Origin of the sequence: Paenibacillus sp. FSL R7-0333 (assembly GCF_038000365.1) — a bacterium.
Taxonomy (GTDB): domain Bacteria; phylum Bacillota; class Bacilli; order Paenibacillales; family Paenibacillaceae; genus Paenibacillus_AQ; species Paenibacillus_AQ silagei.
Map to the genome: position 1 here is coordinate 6,289,393 of NZ_JBBOBZ010000001.1, position 18,696 is coordinate 6,308,088.

Annotated in this window: 14 protein-coding genes and 1 riboswitch; of the genes, 4 read left to right on the forward strand and 10 right to left on the reverse strand. The window is 53.4% G+C overall.

Going from position 1 to position 18,696, the window contains the following annotated elements:
* Positions 1 to 99 precede the first annotated feature (99 nt).
* Entirely contained in the window at positions 100 to 1,725 is a 1,626-nt protein-coding gene (locus tag MKY86_RS26705) for an ABC-F family ATP-binding cassette domain-containing protein (RefSeq protein ID WP_076080434.1), read from the reverse strand.
* A 117-nt stretch (positions 1,726 to 1,842) separates the two neighbouring features.
* Entirely contained in the window at positions 1,843 to 2,841 is a 999-nt protein-coding gene (locus MKY86_RS26710) for an MBL fold metallo-hydrolase (protein WP_076080431.1), read from the reverse strand.
* A gap of 250 nt (positions 2,842 to 3,091) precedes the next feature.
* Between MKY86_RS26710 and MKY86_RS26715 the strand changes: the two genes are divergently transcribed.
* Both MKY86_RS26715 and MKY86_RS26720 read left to right on the forward strand, forming a co-directional pair.
* Positions 3,092 to 4,225: a virulence factor gene (locus tag MKY86_RS26715; RefSeq protein ID WP_076080429.1), complete on the forward strand. Its 1,134-nt coding sequence runs from the start codon at positions 3,092 to 3,094 to the stop codon at positions 4,223 to 4,225.
* Between the two features lie 96 nt (positions 4,226 to 4,321).
* Positions 4,322 to 4,539: riboswitch (Lysine riboswitch) on the forward strand.
* A gap of 152 nt (positions 4,540 to 4,691) precedes the next feature.
* Positions 4,692 to 6,179: an amino acid permease gene (locus tag MKY86_RS26720; protein ID WP_076080427.1), complete on the forward strand. Its 1,488-nt coding sequence runs from the start codon at positions 4,692 to 4,694 to the stop codon at positions 6,177 to 6,179.
* 170 nt (positions 6,180 to 6,349) lie between these two features.
* Here MKY86_RS26720 and MKY86_RS26725 read toward each other — a convergent pair whose 3' ends face one another.
* Positions 6,350 to 7,000: a nitroreductase family protein gene (locus tag MKY86_RS26725; RefSeq protein ID WP_143803776.1), complete on the reverse strand. Its 651-nt coding sequence runs from the start codon at positions 6,998 to 7,000 to the stop codon at positions 6,350 to 6,352.
* Positions 7,001 to 7,118: 118 nt separating this feature from the next.
* On the opposite strand from MKY86_RS26725, the gene MKY86_RS26730 reads away from it, so the two are divergent.
* Both MKY86_RS26730 and MKY86_RS26735 read left to right on the forward strand, forming a co-directional pair.
* The gene (locus MKY86_RS26730; protein WP_076080425.1) at positions 7,119 to 7,484 is read left to right on the forward strand and encodes a MerR family transcriptional regulator; all 366 of its coding nucleotides are present in this window, start codon (positions 7,119 to 7,121) and stop codon (positions 7,482 to 7,484) included.
* An 85-nt stretch (positions 7,485 to 7,569) separates the two neighbouring features.
* On the forward strand, positions 7,570 to 7,887 hold the full coding sequence (locus tag MKY86_RS26735; RefSeq protein WP_076080423.1) for a DUF3889 domain-containing protein: 318 nt from the start codon (positions 7,570 to 7,572) through the stop codon (positions 7,885 to 7,887).
* 40 nt (positions 7,888 to 7,927) lie between these two features.
* Here the strand turns inward: MKY86_RS26735 and MKY86_RS26740 are convergent, their stop codons facing one another.
* The 7 genes from MKY86_RS26740 to MKY86_RS26770 form a co-directional block, all read right to left on the reverse strand.
* Positions 7,928 to 9,067, reverse strand: a complete 1,140-nt coding sequence (locus tag MKY86_RS26740) for a transglutaminase domain-containing protein (RefSeq protein WP_076080421.1) — start codon at positions 9,065 to 9,067, stop codon at positions 7,928 to 7,930.
* A 194-nt stretch (positions 9,068 to 9,261) separates the two neighbouring features.
* Positions 9,262 to 9,699, reverse strand: coding sequence for an SMI1/KNR4 family protein (locus tag MKY86_RS26745; RefSeq protein WP_083685347.1), 438 nt, complete (start codon positions 9,697 to 9,699; stop codon positions 9,262 to 9,264).
* Position 9,700: 1 nt separating this feature from the next.
* On the reverse strand, positions 9,701 to 11,773 hold the full coding sequence (locus MKY86_RS26750) for an HNH endonuclease (protein WP_340827598.1): 2,073 nt from the start codon (positions 11,771 to 11,773) through the stop codon (positions 9,701 to 9,703).
* 549 nt (positions 11,774 to 12,322) lie between these two features.
* Positions 12,323 to 14,704, reverse strand: coding sequence for a glycoside hydrolase family 95 protein (locus MKY86_RS26755; RefSeq protein WP_076080416.1), 2,382 nt, complete (start codon positions 14,702 to 14,704; stop codon positions 12,323 to 12,325).
* A 109-nt stretch (positions 14,705 to 14,813) separates the two neighbouring features.
* Positions 14,814 to 16,556: an ABC transporter substrate-binding protein gene (locus MKY86_RS26760; RefSeq protein ID WP_076080414.1), complete on the reverse strand. Its 1,743-nt coding sequence runs from the start codon at positions 16,554 to 16,556 to the stop codon at positions 14,814 to 14,816.
* 190 nt (positions 16,557 to 16,746) lie between these two features.
* Positions 16,747 to 17,646 (reverse strand): carbohydrate ABC transporter permease, encoded by a 900-nt coding sequence (locus tag MKY86_RS26765; RefSeq protein ID WP_076080400.1) that lies wholly within the window; start codon positions 17,644 to 17,646, stop codon positions 16,747 to 16,749.
* Between the two features lie 14 nt (positions 17,647 to 17,660).
* A complete protein-coding gene (locus tag MKY86_RS26770; protein WP_083685345.1) occupies positions 17,661 to 18,647 on the reverse strand; it encodes an ABC transporter permease subunit in 987 nt (328 codons plus the stop codon).
* Positions 18,648 to 18,696: the final 49 nt, after the last annotated feature.

Here is an 18,696-nt window from a genome sequence, read left to right on the forward strand (position 1 = left end):
TTGTATATGGTGAACATAAACGGCTGCGTAATCCCTCCGGGGACGACGCAGCCGTTTGTATATGAACTCATAACTGTTCATTCTGCCTATATCTAGTTCTTAAGCCTCTACAGGATACATCCGGGCACGCATTTCCTTGATCTCCGGGTTCTCCAGATACTCGTCATAGCTCATCGTACGGTCAATGATTCCAGCCGGAGTAATCTCGATAATGCGGTTGGCAATCGTCTGGATGAACTGATGGTCATGGGAGGTGAACAGGATCGTGCCGTCAAAGTCGATCAGGCCGTTATTGAGCGCGGTGATCGATTCCAGGTCCAAGTGATTGGTAGGCTCATCGAATACCAGCACGTTGGCTCCGTTCAGCATCATCTTGGCCAGCATACAGCGGACCTTCTCGCCTCCGGACAATACGCTTGCCTTCTTCAGTGCTTCTTCCCCGGCGAACAGCATCCGGCCCAGGAAGCCGCGCAGGAAGGTCTCATCCTGATCTTTGGAGTATTGCCGCAGCCATTCGACCAGGTTCATGTTCACCCCGTCGAAGTAGCTGGAGTTATCCTTAGGGAAATAAGCCTGGGTTGTGGTCACTCCCCAAGTGTACTCGCCCGCATCTGCTTCCTTCTCGCCCATAATGACATCGAACAGCAGGGATTTAGGCTGGGAATACGGTCCTACAAAAGCGATCTTATCCCCCTTGTTGACTACAAAGCTGACTTCATCCAGCACCTTCTCACCGTCCACTGCCTTGGTCAGGCCGCTGATCGTAAGCAGCTGCTTGCCGGCTTCACGCTCCGGCTTGAAGTTCAGGAACGGATATTTACGGTTGGACGGACGGATGTCATCCAGGGTAATCTTCTCGAGCTGCTTCTTACGGGAAGTCGCCTGCTTCGATTTCGAGGCGTTCGCCGAGAAGCGCTGAATGAAGGCTTGCAGCTCCTTCATCTTGTCTTCCTTCTTCTTGTTGGCATCGCGCTGCAGCGCCTGGGCCAATTGGCTGGACTCATACCAGAAGTCGTAGTTGCCGACATACATCTGGATTTTGCCGAAATCGATATCCGCAATATGCGTACAGACCTTGTTCAGGAAGTGACGGTCATGGGATACCACGATAACGGTGCCTTCGTAGTCCATAAGGAAATTCTCCAGCCAGCCAATCGATTCAAGATCCAAATGGTTGGTAGGCTCATCGAGCAGCAGGTTGTTCGGACGTCCGAACAGGGCCTGGGCCAGCAGGACCCGCACCTTCTCGTTGCCGCTGAGTTCGGCCATTTTCTTGTCATGCATCTCACGCATGATGCCAAGACCGATCAGCATGGCGGCTGCGTCAGGCTCGGCGTCCCAGCCGTTCAGCTCCGCGAATTCGCCTTCCAGCTCACCGGCACGAAGTCCGTCCGCTTCGGTGAAGTCGCTCTTTGCGTACAGGGCGTCCTTTTCCTTCATAATTTCATACAGGCGGGTATGACCCATGATTACGGTCTCCAGCACCTGGAACTCGTCATACTCGAAATGGTTCTGTTTCAGTACGGCCAGACGTTCACCGGGTGTGATGTGCACATCGCCGATGTTCGCTTCGATCTCTCCGGACAGAATCTTTAGGAAGGTCGATTTGCCGGCGCCGTTCGCGCCAATCAGACCGTAGCAGTTGCCGGGTGTGAATTTTATGTTTACATCCTCAAATAGTGCGCGTTTTCCGTAGCGGAGTGTTATACCGCTTGTGCTAATCATTAAGCATTACCATCCTTTTCACATAGGTTCCGGCTCATTATAGCATAAAATCAAGCAAAATGGCCCTTATTACGGCTCTTATTTAAGTAGAAGTGTTTAAAACAAGCCTTCTACGGGCTATTGCCCTGCCGGGCGTTCCTCGGGCTGCACGACCAGCGTCTCCCCGTACCCGAGGGTACGGATACGCTCCTCGCCAAGCCCCTGCGCCACCCTCGCCTGCTCCATCCGGTCCAGCGCTTCGCGGGCGGTATCATCGGCCAGCCTGAAGGTGCCGAAGTGCATCGGAATCATCAGCTCGGCGCCTACATCAAGGAAGGCCTGCACGGCCTCCTCGGGATTCACATGTTGGGAGTTCATGAACCATTCAGGTTCATAAGCGCCAATCGGCATCAGCGCAACATGCAGCTTGAAGCGTCTGCCGATCTCCTTGAAGCCCAGGAAGAAGCCGCTGTCTCCGGCAAAATAGAGGTTCGGCGGAAGCAGCTTATGCTGCGCCTTACCCTCCTCCCCCTCCGGGTGCTTCTGCGGGTCTGCCGGCTGAAGCACATAACCGCCCCAGTGCGAGGAATTCGTATCGAACGGCGTTCTCCGCGTCCAGTGCTGAGTCGGGACAAACGTCAGCTTGACGGCGCCCAGTGAAATCTCATCCCACCACTGCATTTCCTGACAGTTCGGGAAGCCCTTGCGGAGCATTTTGCGCTTAAGTCCGGCAGGCACCACAAGGGTTGTTCCTGCCCGGTATAGCTTGCGGATGGACGCGATATGCAGGTGATCATAGTGGGAATGAGAGATCAGAATCAGATCGATGGGCGGGATATCCGCAAGCGGAATGCCCGGCTGCCCGATCCGTTTCTCGAAGCCCAGCCGCCGCGCCCAGATCGGGTCGGTGATAATATTAAGCCCTTCGTATTGCAGAAAAAAGGTAGAATGCCCGATCCACGTAATTGTCGTCTCCAGCCGGTTCCCGGCCAGATAGTCGAGCCGCGGCGGATGATTCGGCACTTTGTAGGTGTAATCCTTCTTTTTCTTGCGGCGGTCCTCACGCCATTGGCGGAATTCCTTAAGTGTTTTATCGGTGCTTACATTGTCGATGTTGTTATAACGTACTCTGGCCATAGCAAGAACCACTCCTTATAGCAGATTTGCCATTTCTGTTGCCGGCGGCAAACCACATATCTTAACTATAGGGTTCCGCAGAATCATTTGCAAAATTACAGGGCCTGCGGGACGCTCATTACAAATTGTACCCAAATGGCCGGACGGGAAACGTCCGGACTTCCGGCCCCCTTTGTATTCACTTGCTTAAATGAGGTAAAATGCGGGTAAAGCAAACGGTGCTTATGCTACTTAGAAGAGGAGCTGACATATGAAGATTACATTTATTGAACCGACACCGAGTCCAAATACCATGAAGCTTCATCTCGATGAAAGCCTTGCACCCGGTATCCGCCGGACCTATACCCCGGAGACCCGGCGCTCCGCCCCTTCCTGGGCGCAGGAGATGCTGGAGATTCCAGGCGTGACCAGTATTTATCATGCCGCTGACTTCGCCGCGCTGGAGCGCAAAGGCAGCGCGGACTGGGCTGCAATTCTGCGCGAGGTCCAGAACCGCTTCGGAGCGGACGGCCTCAGCGCGGAATACAGTCTCGGCGATGAGAATGACGGCGCCCACTTCGGGGAGTCCCAGGTGTTCGTGCAGATGTTCCGCGGCATCCCGATCCAGATCCGCGTCAAGACCGGCGCGAAGGAGGAGCGCATCGCCCTCTCCAGCCGCTTCACCCAGGCGGTGACCGATGTGGCCAGCGCCGTGATGATCAAGGAGCGCAAGCTCAGCGATTACGGCGTACGCTACGGCGAGCCGCCGGAGATTGCCCGCGAGGTCGAGCAGGAGCTGGAGGCGGCGTATCCGCAGGAACGCCTCGACTCCCTCGTGCAGCAGGCCATCGCGCACGGGGCTGCCGGCGAGTTCGTCGAGCAGCGGCACAAGAAAGAGCAGGCCGAGCTGCTGCGGGACCTGCACGCCGAGGATTGGCGCGTGCGCTACGCCGCGCTGGAGGATCTGGCGCCGGGCGAGCAGCTCCTGCCGGAGCTGCGGGCGGCGCTGCACGACCCCAAGCTGCAGATTCGCAGACTTGCGGTCGTGTACCTGGGCGACATCCGCACGCCAGGTGCGATGGAGCTGCTCTATGAGGCGATGAAGGACAGCGCCCCGGCCGTGCGGCGCACAGCCGGGGACACGCTCTCCGACATCGGCGACCCGGCAGCGACGCCGGTGATGACGGCGTCGCTGAGTGATGCCAGCAAGCTGGTGCGCTGGCGGGCGGCACGCTTCCTCTATGAAGTCGGAACCGCCGAGGCCCAGGACGCGCTGAGCGTTGCTGCCGAAGACCCAGAATTCGAGGTAGGTCTCCAGGCCAAGATGGCGCTGGAGCGGATTCTGTCCGGCGAGGAAGCGGCGGGCACTGTCTGGCAGCAGATGTCAGAGCGCCGGCGGAGCTGACGTGAACCTGCGTAATTTGTCATTGCCTGAGAAGCCGGTATGCCTTATACTGATTCCTGTTGTTCATATCGTTCAAAGATAGCCTCATCATACCTAGGATGAGGTAGAGGTCGCGGATAAGAAGAGTAAGCGCGTGGAGATGCCTAAGAGCCATCAGTGATACGCGCCCAAAGGAATATCCGCCGAAATCGCAGCTGCTGCTCTTAGTCCGCAGCTACGATTGGGGCCGTTTGCCGAAAGGCGCGGAACTGTCACTGTGTATTGCCGCCTGTCAGGAGACTGCGGGAGCTGCACTGTGTTGCGCTATCTTAACAGGGAGTATGATGCGGAGCCTATAATCAGGAAACCGCAGCGTCCGTCTGCGGTTTTTTTGCGTGCAGCATGCCGGGAAGAAGACACCGGCATATGCAGGCAGCGGCACTCCCCCTGTGAACAGAACTATCAATCTAAAGGGAGTGTCTTATTCATGCAAGCACAGCAGCCTAAACGGCCGGCAGTACAGGCGGGCAACGCCAATACGCCGGGCCTGCGCAAATCCTTCAAAGCAAGACATCTGACCATGATCGCCCTCGGCGGCTCGATCGGAACCGGATTGTTCCTCGCCAGCGGCGGGGCCATCGCGTCCTCCGGTCCGGGCGGAGCACTGCTCGCCTACACGGCCGTCGGCATTATGGTCTATTTTCTGATGACCAGCCTTGGGGAGCTGGCCACCTATCTGCCCGATTCCGGTTCCTTCAGCACCTACGGTACACGGTTCGTCAGCCCCGCCTTCGGCTTCGCTATCGGCTGGAACTTCTGGTACAACTGGGCAGTAACCATTGCAGCTGAACTCTCAGCAGCCACCGTTATCATTAAGTATTGGTTCCCGGACAGCCCTTCGTTCCTGTGGAGTCTGCTCTTCCTGGCGCTCATGTTCGGCCTGAACTTCCTGTCTGCGCGGGGGTACGGCGAGTCGGAATACTGGTTCGCCATTATCAAGATTATTACGGTGATCGTCTTCCTGACGGTCGGCGTCCTGATGATCTTCGGGATTCTAGGCGGCAAGGCGGTGGGCTTCAGCAACTTCCAGCTCGGAGGCAGCTCGTTCCATGGCGGATTCTTCGCCTTCGTCGGGGTCTTCATGGCCGCCGGGTTCTCCTTCCAGGGAACAGAGCTGGTCGGCGTAGCCGCCGGAGAGAGCGAGAATCCGCGCCGCAACGTGCCGATCGCGATCCGCCAGGTGTTCTGGCGCATCCTGATCTTCTATATTTTCGCCATTGCCGTCATCGGTATGCTGATTCCTTATACGAATCCCGATCTGCTCCGCGGCGGTATTGATGATATCGGCGTCAGCCCGTTCACCATCGTCTTCAACAAAGCAGGGCTGGCGATTGCCGCCTCGGTCATGAATGCCGTGATTCTCAGCTCCGTGCTGTCTGCCGGGAACTCCGGGATGTACGCCTCCACCCGTGTCCTGTACGCCATGGCCAAGGATGGAATGGCACCGCGCGCACTCGGCAAGCTGAACCGCAGAGGTGTTCCTGTAGGCGCATTGCTCGTGACTACCGCTGTCGGCATGCTCGCCTTCCTTGCCTCCTTCTTCGGAGACGGCGCTGTGTACAATTGGCTGCTTAACGCTTCCGGGATGTGCGGCTTCATCAACTGGCTCGGGATTGCCGTCTGCCATTACCGGTTCCGGCGGGCCTTCGTGAAGCAGGGCCATTCGCTGGAGGAGCTGCCTTACCGGGCAAGATGGTTCCCGTTCGGTCCGCTGTTTGCCTTTGCTCTGTGTATGGTCGCCGTATTCGGCCAGAACATGGGCGCTTTCACCGGTGCGAAGATCGACTGGTACGGCATTCTGGTCTCCTATGTCAGCGTGCCGCTGTTCCTGCTGATCTGGCTGGGCTATGGCTGGTTCCGCAAGAGCAGCCTTATCCCGCTGGAGAAGTGTGATCTGAGCACCCACGCAGACTGATTCATTGCAGCATACAGCATAAGTGGAAACGGCATTGCCGTCCTTCTAAAGGACGGTACCGTTTCAGCAAAAGACCGGTTTTGTTCCCGCAGCAACGGGCCAAAACCGGTCTTTTGAGTATCGGTAGCTTAAGTTTGCTTCTATTCCTGATGACCCCCTGCTACTGCTGTTTATGCCCAGGTTGTAATCGTCTCGACTGGCAGACGGTAGGATGGATACCCTTCTTTGGCGGCTTTGCCGATCGAGATCAGCATGACCGGCTGGAACCGTTCTTTGTCCAGGCCAAAAGCTTCTGCAATATGCTCCTTGTCATAGCCGGCCATCGGATTGGTATCGTATCCGTGGGCGCGGGCCACCAGCATTAACTGCATCGCTACAAGCCCCGAGTCAATCAGATTGACATCCCGCAATTCGGACGCGGAAATGTTCGCATAATAAGGCTTGACCTGCTGCAGCTGCATGTCCATTACCTCGCGGGGCATGTACCCGAGTTCTACAGCCTTGCCGAAAATTTCGTCTATATATTCAACGTTGTCCGTATCATAAAATACCGCAATCACAGCCGAGGAGGTGAGCGCCTGGGTCTGGTTGAAGGCGGCCAGCGGTGCCAGCTTCGCTTTGCCTTCAACGCTGTCAATGACCAGGAAACGCCACGGCTGCATGTTAATCGCAGAGGGGGCGCGGGAAGCTTCCGCCAGAATCTCTGTCAGTTCCTCTCTGCTGATTTTCACCTCAGGATCATAGACCTTCACGGAACGGCGTTCCAGGACAATTTCATTGAAATCATTGGTTTTATGGTATTTCCCCATCATTGTGCTCATGTACATTTCCCTCCTTTTATATAGGAATGGTACGGATGAACGTGAACGTATCATCACTAGGAGAATTGTAAACTATAAAGTATACTTCATAGCAAGAACAATAAATGGGGGGATTGCCATGAAAACCAGTGAAGTTGCCAAAAGAGCTGACCTTCCGATATCAACCCTGCGCTACTATGAGAAAATAGGCCTGATTACGGAGGAGTACATCCTCAGAGAAGAAAATAATTACCGGAATTATGCCCCTGAGATTATTCCGTATCTTGAAGTCATAAAGAATAGCTTAGCTGTTGGATTCTCAATCCACGATATTAAATCGATGATCTCCAAGCAGGGAATATCGAAAGAGGACCAAAAACGGATCATCACTGACAAAATTACGGAAATTGAAGCGGCGCAAAAAAACCTGGAGGCTTCCAAGCAGTCTCTTTACAAGCTTCTCGAAATGAATATTACCTGTGAGAACGGGTACGGAAAATACTAAAACCCGGAGCTGTGCTCTAGGGAGTCGTATAAAGACACGGGTGCCGGGGGACGCTAACCTGTAATTCCAGCTCAAGGAGGCCTTTATGAAAAAAATATGGACAGTAGCCTTGTTGACGTTAGCCCTGGTCCTGAGCAGCCCGTTAAGCCGGAGCTCCGCTGCACCTGACTATGCCCGGTGGGGCACCATTGCCGTGAAGGAGACGCAGCAGAAATACAACGCCGAGATCATCGATTACAAGCACATCGGCCGGACCCAGATCAAGCCGAAGCTTGCAGAAGAGAAGTTCAAGCTGCTGGTCCGCAGCAAGGCGGGCCGGGAATTCGGCGTAGTCGTGATGGTCCGCTTCAATCCTTCAACAAACAAGCTTCAGACCATTCAATTCCTGGAGACCAAGGCCTGAAGTGCACTCTGGCTGGTTCGCCGGGGTAGCTGACACTATTTTATTTCCAGGTCACATATACCTTAAGATCTCCTGTATTCTCAAACGGCGAACTGTTGAAGGCCAGGTTATTCAGTCCCAGCCCGTAGAGCACCTGCAGATCCTGCCTCAGCAGTTTGTCGCTTCCGCGATAGCGGAAGAGCAGCGACTGCTGTCCGGCCTCTGCCGCCTGCTTCGCAAGCTCCTTAAGCTGTTCCGCCGACGAAACCACCTGATTCTCCTCGTACAGCCAGTAGTTCAGGTCCTTCTGCAGCGTCTTGTATGCCTCCACCCCCTGCCCCCCTTGATTGACCAGCTTAGTCAAGGTCTGGGCATAACTGGTGGAGGCCGCCGGATAGGACTTCGTCCAAGTGTGGTCAAGCCGCATCTGGGCATCCGTCCTCATATAATAGAGCGTGCTGATTCCGCCCTCCGGACTCGGGTCCGGGTCATCCCAGGTGGTGTCGAGATGATACCACGCCCCGTTCAAGAGCACCAGATTCCAGGCATGCGACTGGGTCACACCATCTGCCGCCCTGGCCGTCCCTTCCACAATTCTGTTCGGAATCCCCGCCCCCAGCAGCAGCTTATAGGTTAGCAGCGTATAGCCCTGGCAGACCGCACTCCCGGTCTGAAGTCCCTCATAAGCGGTGTATTTGCGGTGCGAGTGATCGTATTCCAGATTCAGCACAACCCAGTCGTGGATCGCTTTTACCTTCTGGTGATTGTTCATCCCCGGTGTTATGATCTGCTGCAGAATAGCCTTCACCTGCTTGTTCACATAGGCCGTCTGCTGCAGCGTCTCCCGGTATTCCACCTGAACCGTCACATGAACAGCCCGCGTGCTTCCGCGGTAGGAGAAGGCATAGCTGTCAATAATATAATACAGGTACGGATCGCTCCCCATCGCCTGATTGATTGCCGTCTGGATCTCACTCTTCAGCTTGGCGGTCTTGCCCTGATAAGTGAAGGTAATCGTCTCTCTGCGGTTACTCATCGCTCCGGCCAGCTTCTGCGTCATCCCTTGCGTGGTCTGCACCACCGCCGATTCCGATGCAGCATACGCATGCTCGTATCCCCAATACGTCGCAGGCGGTAAAGCAGCAAACACAAGCATAAGTCCAACCGCCGTCTTCAACAGCGATCCCTGTCTTTTCCCCATATGATCCGCGCGCCTCCTGCAATCTATATCATCGGCCACAGCCGTATACTCTATAGTAAATGCCAATCATGCCATGTTTACAACTTCAACCTGAAGAATGGGCATAGGTAGCAAAAACAGGTCAATCATAGTGGAGATTCGACCACAATTAACCTGTTTATATCATTGATTATAATCGAAGAATAATACTCTGATTATTCCTCAGTATCATTGTATAGTTTCTCTAGAAAGTCCTCAAAATCTGTAGCAAGAAAGTACATGTTGGACATATTTTCCGGATCTTCGTCATGAATCCAAAAATAAACATTCCCAAAATGCTCTTCAGACAAGCTTATGCAGATTTGGTTCCCACCTGAATCATCTGCAATTGGAAGAAAACCTATATCTATAATTTCGTCAAAGATATCAATTTTCTTTTCTAAATTATCATACATTTCACCAATACCATAGAAAATATTCACCATACCCATTCCTTGTTCTTCAGAAATAGTAAAGTAATAGGGTCTTGGATATCCCCCATTGTATTTCAGCAAAAACTTTCGATAGGGTTGAGGAAGCTCGGCTTCAATTAACCCTTCAAAGCCTTGAAGCCTAGCTTCTGTCAAAGCTTCATTGTTACCTTTTATCTCCACTTCAATCTCCTCCGGTTCCATTTACAATAGACTGTCCGCCCATATGTTTAAATTCGTCGTGTATATCTTTTTCAACCAGTACCATTGTCTTTCCATCCTCATAATGATGCCAAGTATATCCTTCTGGTGGCTTGTTTTTCTCTGGCACTGATGGATTTGAAGATTTACTAAGCCCTGCCTCTATATTTGCCGCCTCATAATCCTTTGGATAATTTTTGGGTTGAGTATACTCAATCTTTACTGGTTTTACATTCGGATGATAGTATTTAGAAAAATCGGGGAAACCATTCGGATAACTTATTGAAATTCCCGTTTTGTTAGTGTAAGTCCAAACTCCCTCTGAATCAATAGAAACATGCCCGCCTTTAGCATACCATTTCTCTGGAATTCTAGCGTATTTGGGCTTCGTCAACATTAATTCTTCTGTAATATCTGATAATTCTAATCTTCCTGTCTTTATCCCCCCACCATCCACCGCATCCATATACCGCTGCTGCACCGGCGTCTTCGGCAAGGCTGGCGTATCTGGGATCTCTCCTATCTTAAACACAAACCCTTCCGGCGTCTGCACCACCGGACCCAGATCCGGGAGCTTCTGCCTAATCCCTTGCAGGGCATCCTTCGCCGCTTGGCTGACGACCTCTTCAACCTCGCCCAGGACTTTACCCACTTTACCGGCTTTCGTGACCTGGAGTCCAGGAACCAGGATGGAAGCGACCGCACCCAGCATCTTCGCCTTCTCTTCCGGGGTGCCCTCATCAAATTGATCATACGCCTTCTTCGCTGCTTCTACCAGCACTTCCGGATGCTCGATGAGGTATTGCGCTTGCTGCTTCATTTCTGTGGTGGTTTTGACCGGGTCTACAACTAATTTGAAAGCAAAGGTTGCCGTGCCCGCTACACCCATGACGACCTCTTTCACCAAACCTTCGGTAAAAGCCAGCACCACCGTATCCGCCTGACGAACCCGACTCTCCCATTTCGTCAGCCCGTAGGTATCCTCCAGCCACCCCAGATAACTGGTGTACATCGGGGTGAGATATTCATTCGGCACATAGACTTTCGCCTGATAAAAGTCCCACGTAGTCTCATTTTCCTTGTTGTCTGCGGTAATTGGCGTGCCATCCGGCAGCGTGAGCGGCGGGCTGTTCAACCGCCGCTCTGCTTCGATCTGCTCTTGAACCTGCTTAAGAGCCGCTGCGGTCTGAATTTCCTGCCGCTTCGCCGCAAGCTGACTCCGCGCATAGGCTCCGGCGGCGGTCTTCTCCATGGCCAGCCGCAAAAGCAGTAAATATTCTTCGTTATGTAGCAAGGGAACCTTCTCCGCCGTAATTGACGGATCATACTCACAGGCGGTAACCGCTGGTTGCTTATGATGGGCGCTTAGATCCTTGCCGGGTTCATAGTAGATCTTGGCTACGCCTAGAGAAGCCAGCTTCTGCCGGGCTTCTTCGGCCTGCGCGTGGACAGCCTCCATCTGCGCCTGATTTCCAAACGCCTGATACACCCTGAAAGCCGTCTGTGCCTTGGCGATCTCATTGCGCGCCGTGAAGATATCGTTCAGCTTACTTTGTGCAGCGATACTTTCTACGGTCAGCAGGCCGGAGGTCTGAATGACCTTCCTGAGCTGCTGTACCACCGGGTCCCTGCTCAGCTCATCTCTTCCCGATAGAGCAGCAATCGAAGTGATGAGATTCGTCGTACTTCGCTGCACAAATTCGGGGATGGAGACCCGTCCGGCGGCTGGTTGCAGCCCCAAGCTGCCGAAGGCCGCGAGCAACAGATTAAACTGCCCCGTCAGCTTGTCCGCCTGCCGCTTATTCTCTTCCTGCAGCTCCGAGACGCCTCTTAGGGCGACACGGATAATATCCTCTAATTTCTCCGCTTCTACGGTTAATTCATTGATCAGGACCTGGGCCTTGACCAAATGATCGCCCATCGGAATACCGCCCCAGCTGCTGGACTGGCCCTTCAATTGAAGGTACAGCCTGTTGGTGTCCTGGCTCACCTGACCGATCTTCGTCTGCAGGCGCCGGACTTCATCTTCGTTAAATACTAGCTTCGTTGACGCCATAGCCACCCTCCCCGCCGGACACTAGTAGAGCATCAGATTTAATTCTGTGCATAGGTTTAAATCCCGGAAGCTCCGAAAAACGGAACTACACCGGCTGGACGAGTGTGCTCCTAACGGACCTGAGGGACTCTATTCCCAGGAAAACGTCACTTTTTGCGGTTTAACGGACGGAGTGGACCTTATCGTCTCTCTACGAGAGGTTTAAGAGTAGAATTCCAAGAATAAGCGCCCTAGGGTCCGTTACGTTGCCCAAGTGGTGACTTTCATCCGGAATAAGCGCGCCTCAGTCCGTTACGCCGGGCCAAATGGCCTAATGAACAACTCCCATCTTGATCTGGGAATGGCATCTGAAGGGGGTAGCTCCACTCCTGTACTCCTTCAGGCATTATAGAGCCCCATCCACTTGTTTAAATCTGACTTTGTACTAGAACTCTGGCTTCCACTTCATCTATAAATATCCCTCAGTTATACAGGTTGCCTCCTTTTATTATCGGGTTTATTTCCCACTAGATTTATAGTTTTCCATTTTTCCTTCAATTCCCCTAATTATCACAGCCCCACCGAGTACACCCCGCCAGCCGTAACCTCAAGCGCACCGTGCAGCGCCTGGACACTCCCGTCTCCAAGCTTCAGCTTCAGCTCTTGCGAATAGCCGAGGCGCAGTGTTCCATCGAACCGGGCTGTAATCCGCGCGGATACCAGAACCCCAGCCTGCCATTCGATATCCACCTCATACCCTCCGCGCGCCTTAAGACCCCGGATGCGGCCATTCTTCCAGGCCTCCGGAAGTGCCGGAAGCAGCGTAAGCTCCCCCAGATAACTCTGCAGCAGCATCTCTGCAATGCCGGCGGCCGCACCGAAATTACCGTCAATCTGAAACGGCGGATGCGCATCGAACAGGTTGGGATAGACAGAGCGAGTTAGCAGCGTGCGCACATAGCCGTAAGCCGCATCGCCGTCTGCGAGCCGGGCATAGAGGTTGATCAGCCAGGCGCAGCTCCAGCCGGTATGTCCCCCGCCAGAAGCAACCCGCTGCTCCAGCGTTAAGCGGCTGGCCTCCAGCAGCTCCGGCGTGTCCCGCCGGTTAATCCGGCTGCCCGGATACAGGCTGTACAGGTGGGAGACATGGCGGTGCCCCGGCTCGGCTTCAGCGAAGTCATAGAGCCATTCCTGCACCCGTCCATCCTTGCTAATCCTCAGCGGAGACAGCCGGGTGAGCGTCTGTTCCAGCTCCTCCTGAAATTCAGAGTCCACGCCGAGAATGCGCGCAGCCTCCAGGCAGTGCTGTATCAACTCAGCGATCAGGCTCATATCCATGGCTGAACCCATAGATATACTGCAAGCTCTGCCATCCTCCGTGATGAACCGGTTCTCCGGCGAAGTAGACGGACTTGTGACCAGCCGGCCCTCCGGTCCTTCCACCAGCCAATCCAGGCAGAATAGAGCGGCTCCCTTCATTAGCGGATAAGCAGTCTCACTCAAAACCTTCATATCTTGGTTGAATTCGTAATGCTCCCACAGGTGGCGGCATAGCCACACCCCGCCCATTGGCCAGAAGGCCCAGCTGGCATCTCCGCCGGACGGTGTGGAAGTCCTCCACAGATCCACATTATGATGGGCTACCCAGCCGCGCGCCCCGTAATGAATAGCTGCGGTTCTGGCACCGGTCTCACTAAGCTCCTTAATCAGCTCAAAGAGCGGCTCATGGCATTCGCTGAGATTACAGACCTCCGCCAGCCAGTAGTTCATCTGTGTATTGATATTGGTCGTGTAATTGCTGTTCCATGGCGGCTGAACATGTGGATTCCAGATCCCCTGCAGATTCGCTGCCTGGGTTCCGGCCCGCGAACTGCCCATCAGCAGGTAGCGGCCATATTGGAACAGCAGCGCTTCGAGCGCCGGATCTTCCGCTCCGTCCTGATATGCGGCCAGACGTTCATCAGTGGGCCGCTCATCTGCCTCGTGACCGCCGAGATCCAGATCCATCCGGCGGAAGATCGCCTGGTGATCCTCAGTATGCCTTCTCCGCAGCTCCTCATAAGTCTTACCGGCCGTAGCACTTAATCTGCTGGCGCACAGCTCCGCCGGGCTTAGCGTAGCTGTGGAATACTGAGCTGGCGCAGCGGCTCTATGGCTTGCTCTGGACCGCACCTCCTCATAATCCGTTCCGGCAGCCAGCAGCAGCAGCACACGGTCCGCGCCATTGATTACCAGCTTGCCTGCGGAATGCCGGATACTTCCCCCGGTTACCTGTGCGTGCAGTTGCAGCTCGAACGCAACTCCAAGCCCCTCTTCATAGAGCACCGCAAGCGGATGATCCTGGTGGTAATTGTCGGCAATATGCGAGGGGCAGCGCCCCTGCATTACCAGCCGGGTTCCCTCCCCCGGGCTAACGCTGTGCTGTAATTGGCTGTCAAGTGCCAGCTCAAGCTGAATTCCTCCGGGCTGATCGCTTATCAGATGCACGACGCCAACCTGATCTGGTGTGCTGATGAATACTTCACGGGTGAAGGCTCCCTGCCCGGTCTGATAGGTCACTCTGGCAACTCCGCTATCCAGATCCAGCTCTCTTTCATAGGCCCTACCATTCTCTGCGCCCGGCTGCGTAAGAATCAGGTCCCCCAGCGGCATATAGGCCTGGGCGTTGACCCCCAGCATATGGGCATTCACCATATCCTCGGCCTCCCCATACTGGCCTGCAGCGATTAGCTCCCGGGTTCTCTTCAGGTACCTAAGTGCTTCGTAATTATTGGTATCCCGGGGGAACCCGGACCATAAGGTATCCTCATTCAGCGAGATCAGCTCTTTATCCGTACCGCCGAATACCATAGCCCCCATATGCCCGTTCCCGAGCGGCAGCGCCTCTTCCCAGACAGCTGCGGGCTGACGGTATCTGAGCTTCCATGCGGATGTATTTTGTTTTGTTTCCATGTTCTCCTCACCCTTCGTACTAAGTTCTGAATACAGCAAAAGGCCCTGACCTAAGTCGGGCCTTTCTGCCTTCTGCTGTACTCTGGATCATGCTACATCCCATTAGGATTTACAGATTTTTGCCTGTCCACAGGGATACTCTCTTCTTCACCAGATCAGTGAATTCTTTTTCCATATCCTGAGCGCCGGCTTTGTCCAGCTCGGCCAGGAAGGCATCATAGACTTTATCGAAATCAGCCGGTTTGGACAGAATCGCTTCCGGGATACGTTTACGTACGATATCCTGGGTCTTTTTGAAGATGACCTGATATTTACCGTCTGTCGGAACCGGCAGGTTGTACAGGGCACCTGTTTCTTTTACAGGGAATTCATCCTCTTTCGGGAACAGGTCCTTCCAGGTAGTCGCCTTATATCCGGCAAGGGATTCCTTCTCAGCTTCGGAGTACGAAGCAACAATCTGCTCAGGGAAGCTTGTGGTGTAGTAGTTGTCTGTTGAATCCTTCACGCCGTCGCCATACCGTGCACCGAAAATCAGGTACTGGCCGATCCCGGTTGTTTTTTGAGTGTTCGCCGTATCGTTGGCTAAGCCGTCACGGATCTCAGGCAGAACCTCGCGCTTGCCATTCGCATCCACAGTATAGTGCTTGTCTTTAATCCCCCAGTTTCTCAGGACCTGGCCTTCATCGGAAGACATCCAGTCCAGCCATTTGATGATCCGCTCAGGATCTTTGGCAGCCGTAGTGATTGCAATCCCGTAGCCGTCAATTCCCGTCTGCATGAAGGAATGATCCTTGTACTCTTCGGTCAGGGTTACAGGGAAGTGTCCATAGGTATACTCGTCTTTGCCGGCAGCCTTCAAGGCATTCTCACCGTCGGAGTATTCCCATTCCTGGGAGATCAGACCGAGTACACGGCCGCTGGCCACTTTCGCTTTGTATTGGTCATCCTTTTGTACGAAGGTATCCTTGTCGAGCAGGCCTTGATTGTACATGCCGTTCAGCCAGCGGAAATATTCCTTTTCTTCGGCGCGTTTGTAGTGAAGCTTCGCTTCGAAGGTCTCAGGGTCCACATAATATTCACCATCATCCGGTGCGCCGGTTGTAGTGAAGGCCGGGTTCGTCACGGTGATCATAATCTTCCAGTCATCAGCATTCAGCGTCAGCGGAATGGTAGGCTGTCCATCGGTTTGCGGATGCAGCTTCACATAATCCTTAAGCACCTTTTCAAAATCAGCTACAGTCCGCACCTTCGGATAGCCAAGCTCTTTAAGCACACGATGCTGAATTTCAAATCCGCCTGTGGCATCAAAGGATTTCTGGCCGACACCCACATTCGTAGGAATCTGATAGATACTCTGGTCGTCCAGGCTGTACTTCAGACGGTTCATATTCTCGCCGTAGACTTTCTTGAGGTTGGGACCATATTTGTCAATCAGGTCCGTCATATCAATGATCAGTCCCGCATCCACCAGGGTACTCAGACTTCCTTTAGCGAAAATAATATCAGGAACGTCGCCGCTCGCCGCCATCATCGCAATCTTCTGGTCGCCGCCGCCGCTGCCTACATCGAATTCAGCTTCAAGGGTAACCCCTGTCTTCTCCGTAATCGCTTTACCTACATCATCCTGCATCTTGTTCCAGTTCGGGCTGGCATCCGCACCGAAGAAGGTGAATGTAGCCGGTGAGGTATCTAGAGCCGTATCATCTGCTGCGGCAGTAGCATCAGGTGTAGTTCCTGAGTTGTTAGGCGTCGTATTGTTGGCTGCATTATTGCCGTTGCCTCCACAACCGGCGATCAGCATCGAGCTCATCAGCAGGAGTGTGAAGATCGTCTTGGTACTCTTGCGGTTCATTGTGTATCCCCCTTGTATCTTAATATGTTGCCTCTATGCATATCAGGTGAGACCTGAATATACCATTGTGAACGCTTGCAAAACTACTATAAATATAAATTTCCACTAATTAACACTTCGCCCCAAGCGGCTTGGCTGCCAGGTTCTGCACTAAACCCGGCAGCTTCTCCTGCCCCTGAGGAATTAAGGCTTATGCCTTAACAGCACCCAGTGTCATACCGCCGACAAAATACTTTTGCAGGAACGGATAGACCACGAGAATCGGCACCGTTACGACAATGGTAATCGCCATCTTGATCGACTCCGGTGAAATCTGCGCCATCTGTCTGGCCATATCATTCGCATTTGCCATGCCGCTGCCCTGATTGGTCGAAGACAGGACCTTCATCAGCTCGAACTGCAGCGTAGTCAGATGCGGCTTGTTGCCGTTGTAGAGATAGGTGGTGAACCACTCATTCCATTGCCCCACGGCCAGGAACAAGGCGATAGTCGCCAGCACCGGCTTACAGAGCGGAAGAATGATTTTGTAGAAAATCATAAAGTCATTCGCGCCGTCCAGCTTGGCGGATTCCTGCAGGGCAAACGGCAGCCCGTCCATGAAGGAGCGGATAATGAACACGTTGAACGCGGATACCATACCCGGCAGGATGTAGATCCAGAACGTTCCGATCAGATTCAGGTCCTTCATGAGAATGTACATCGGCACCATACCGCCGGAGAAATACATGGTCAGGGCCAGGAATACCGAGACGAATCTTCTGGCTCTGAACTCCGGACGGCTGAGGGTAAAGGCCAGCATGGAAGCACTGATCAGCCCCAGAAGAGTACCGGAAAGGGTACGCAGAATCGATATTTTAAAGCCTTGAATCAGTCCCGTATAGCTGAAGATCCGCTGGTAATTCTCCAGAGTCCAGACCCGCGGGAAGATATAGATGCCGCCCCGGACCGTATCCGTAGATTCATTGAAGGAAATCGCCAGCACGTTCAGAAAGGGATATAACGTCACAATCATAATCAGGAATAGAGCGATGTAGAGAAAAATATCGAAGACACGTTCACCTTTTGACATTTGGAATGCTTTGCTGCTCATGGATGATCCCCTCCTTACATAATGCTTTCTTTGGCAAATTTCTTCATCAGACCGTTGGCGGTAAACAGCAGGATGACACTGACTACCGAGGTGAACATGCTTATCGCGGTACCATAGGAGAACCGTCCAATCTGTATCCCGTATTTAAGCGCATACAAATCCAGCACTTCCGAATAATCGGTAACCATATTGTTCTGCAGCTGGAATTGCTTCTCGAAGCCGATACCGACCAGATGGCCGATATTCATAATCAGCAGCACCATAACTGTTGTACGTATACCCGGCAGAGTAATATTGAACATCTGCTTGACCCGTCCTGCACCGTCCACTTTGGCCGCTTCATACAGCTCTTTATCAATGCCTGTAATCGCTGCCAGATAGATGATCGCATTCCAGCCTGTTTCCTTCCAGATGTCGGCAGCCGTTAAGACTCCCCAGAAGTATTTCCCTTTGGCCATGAACTGAATCGGCTCATCAATCACATTCGTCCAGAGCAGCAGATCATTCACGATCCCGCCATCGATGGCAAGCGTCTTGTAGACAATCCCGCCAACAACGACCCAGGATACAAAGTGGGGCAGGTAAGATATCGTCTGAACCGATCTCTTGAAGATGTTCCCGCGCAGTTCGTTGAGCATCACGGCGAACAGGATAGGAACCACGAAGCCGAAGATCAGTCCCAGCATGCTCATCGCAAGTGTATTTCTTAATACGAGGTAGAAGCGTTCATCCTGGAACAGCTCCCTGAAGTTGTCCAGTCCGACCCATTTCTGCTCGCTGAACGACCTGACCGGCTTATAATTCTGGAAGGCCATTAGCCATCCCCATATGGGCACATAGCTGAATATAAATACCCAGATTACGAATGGAAGGGACATCAGGTATAAGTACTTTTGCTGGAGTACGCTTTTCCAAAATCCACTATTCCGTTTCGCAGGTGGGCGGGGGGTTACGCTTTCATTTTCTGTAACACCGCTTTCAGTGAGCGCTTTCACGATCATTATTCCCCCTTCGCTTTGATAGCTTTATCTTATCCCAGCGCCGGGGGCG

Excerpts from the sequence above, each read along its gene's own strand:
- MKY86_RS26735 (WP_076080423.1), top strand. The coding sequence starts at position 7,570 with ATGAAAAAAATATGGACAGTAGCCTTGTTGACGTTAGCCCTGGTCCTG.
- MKY86_RS26710 (WP_076080431.1), bottom strand. The coding sequence starts at position 2,841 with ATGGCCAGAGTACGTTATAACAACATCGACAATGTAAGCACCGATAAA.
- MKY86_RS26740 (WP_076080421.1), bottom strand. The coding sequence starts at position 9,067 with ATGGGGAAAAGACAGGGATCGCTGTTGAAGACGGCGGTTGGACTTATG.
- MKY86_RS26755 (WP_076080416.1), bottom strand. The coding sequence starts at position 14,704 with ATGGAAACAAAACAAAATACATCCGCATGGAAGCTCAGATACCGTCAG.
- MKY86_RS26725 (WP_143803776.1), bottom strand. The coding sequence starts at position 7,000 with ATGAGCACAATGATGGGGAAATACCATAAAACCAATGATTTCAATGAA.
- MKY86_RS26730 (WP_076080425.1), top strand. The coding sequence starts at position 7,119 with ATGAAAACCAGTGAAGTTGCCAAAAGAGCTGACCTTCCGATATCAACC.
- MKY86_RS26720 (WP_076080427.1), top strand. The coding sequence starts at position 4,692 with ATGCAAGCACAGCAGCCTAAACGGCCGGCAGTACAGGCGGGCAACGCC.
- MKY86_RS26760 (WP_076080414.1), bottom strand. The coding sequence starts at position 16,556 with ATGAACCGCAAGAGTACCAAGACGATCTTCACACTCCTGCTGATGAGC.
- MKY86_RS26750 (WP_340827598.1), bottom strand. The coding sequence starts at position 11,773 with ATGGCGTCAACGAAGCTAGTATTTAACGAAGATGAAGTCCGGCGCCTG.
- MKY86_RS26765 (WP_076080400.1), bottom strand. The coding sequence starts at position 17,646 with ATGAGCAGCAAAGCATTCCAAATGTCAAAAGGTGAACGTGTCTTCGAT.
- MKY86_RS26705 (WP_076080434.1), bottom strand. The coding sequence starts at position 1,725 with ATGATTAGCACAAGCGGTATAACACTCCGCTACGGAAAACGCGCACTA.
- MKY86_RS26770 (WP_083685345.1), bottom strand. The coding sequence starts at position 18,647 with ATGATCGTGAAAGCGCTCACTGAAAGCGGTGTTACAGAAAATGAAAGC.
- MKY86_RS26715 (WP_076080429.1), top strand. The coding sequence starts at position 3,092 with ATGAAGATTACATTTATTGAACCGACACCGAGTCCAAATACCATGAAG.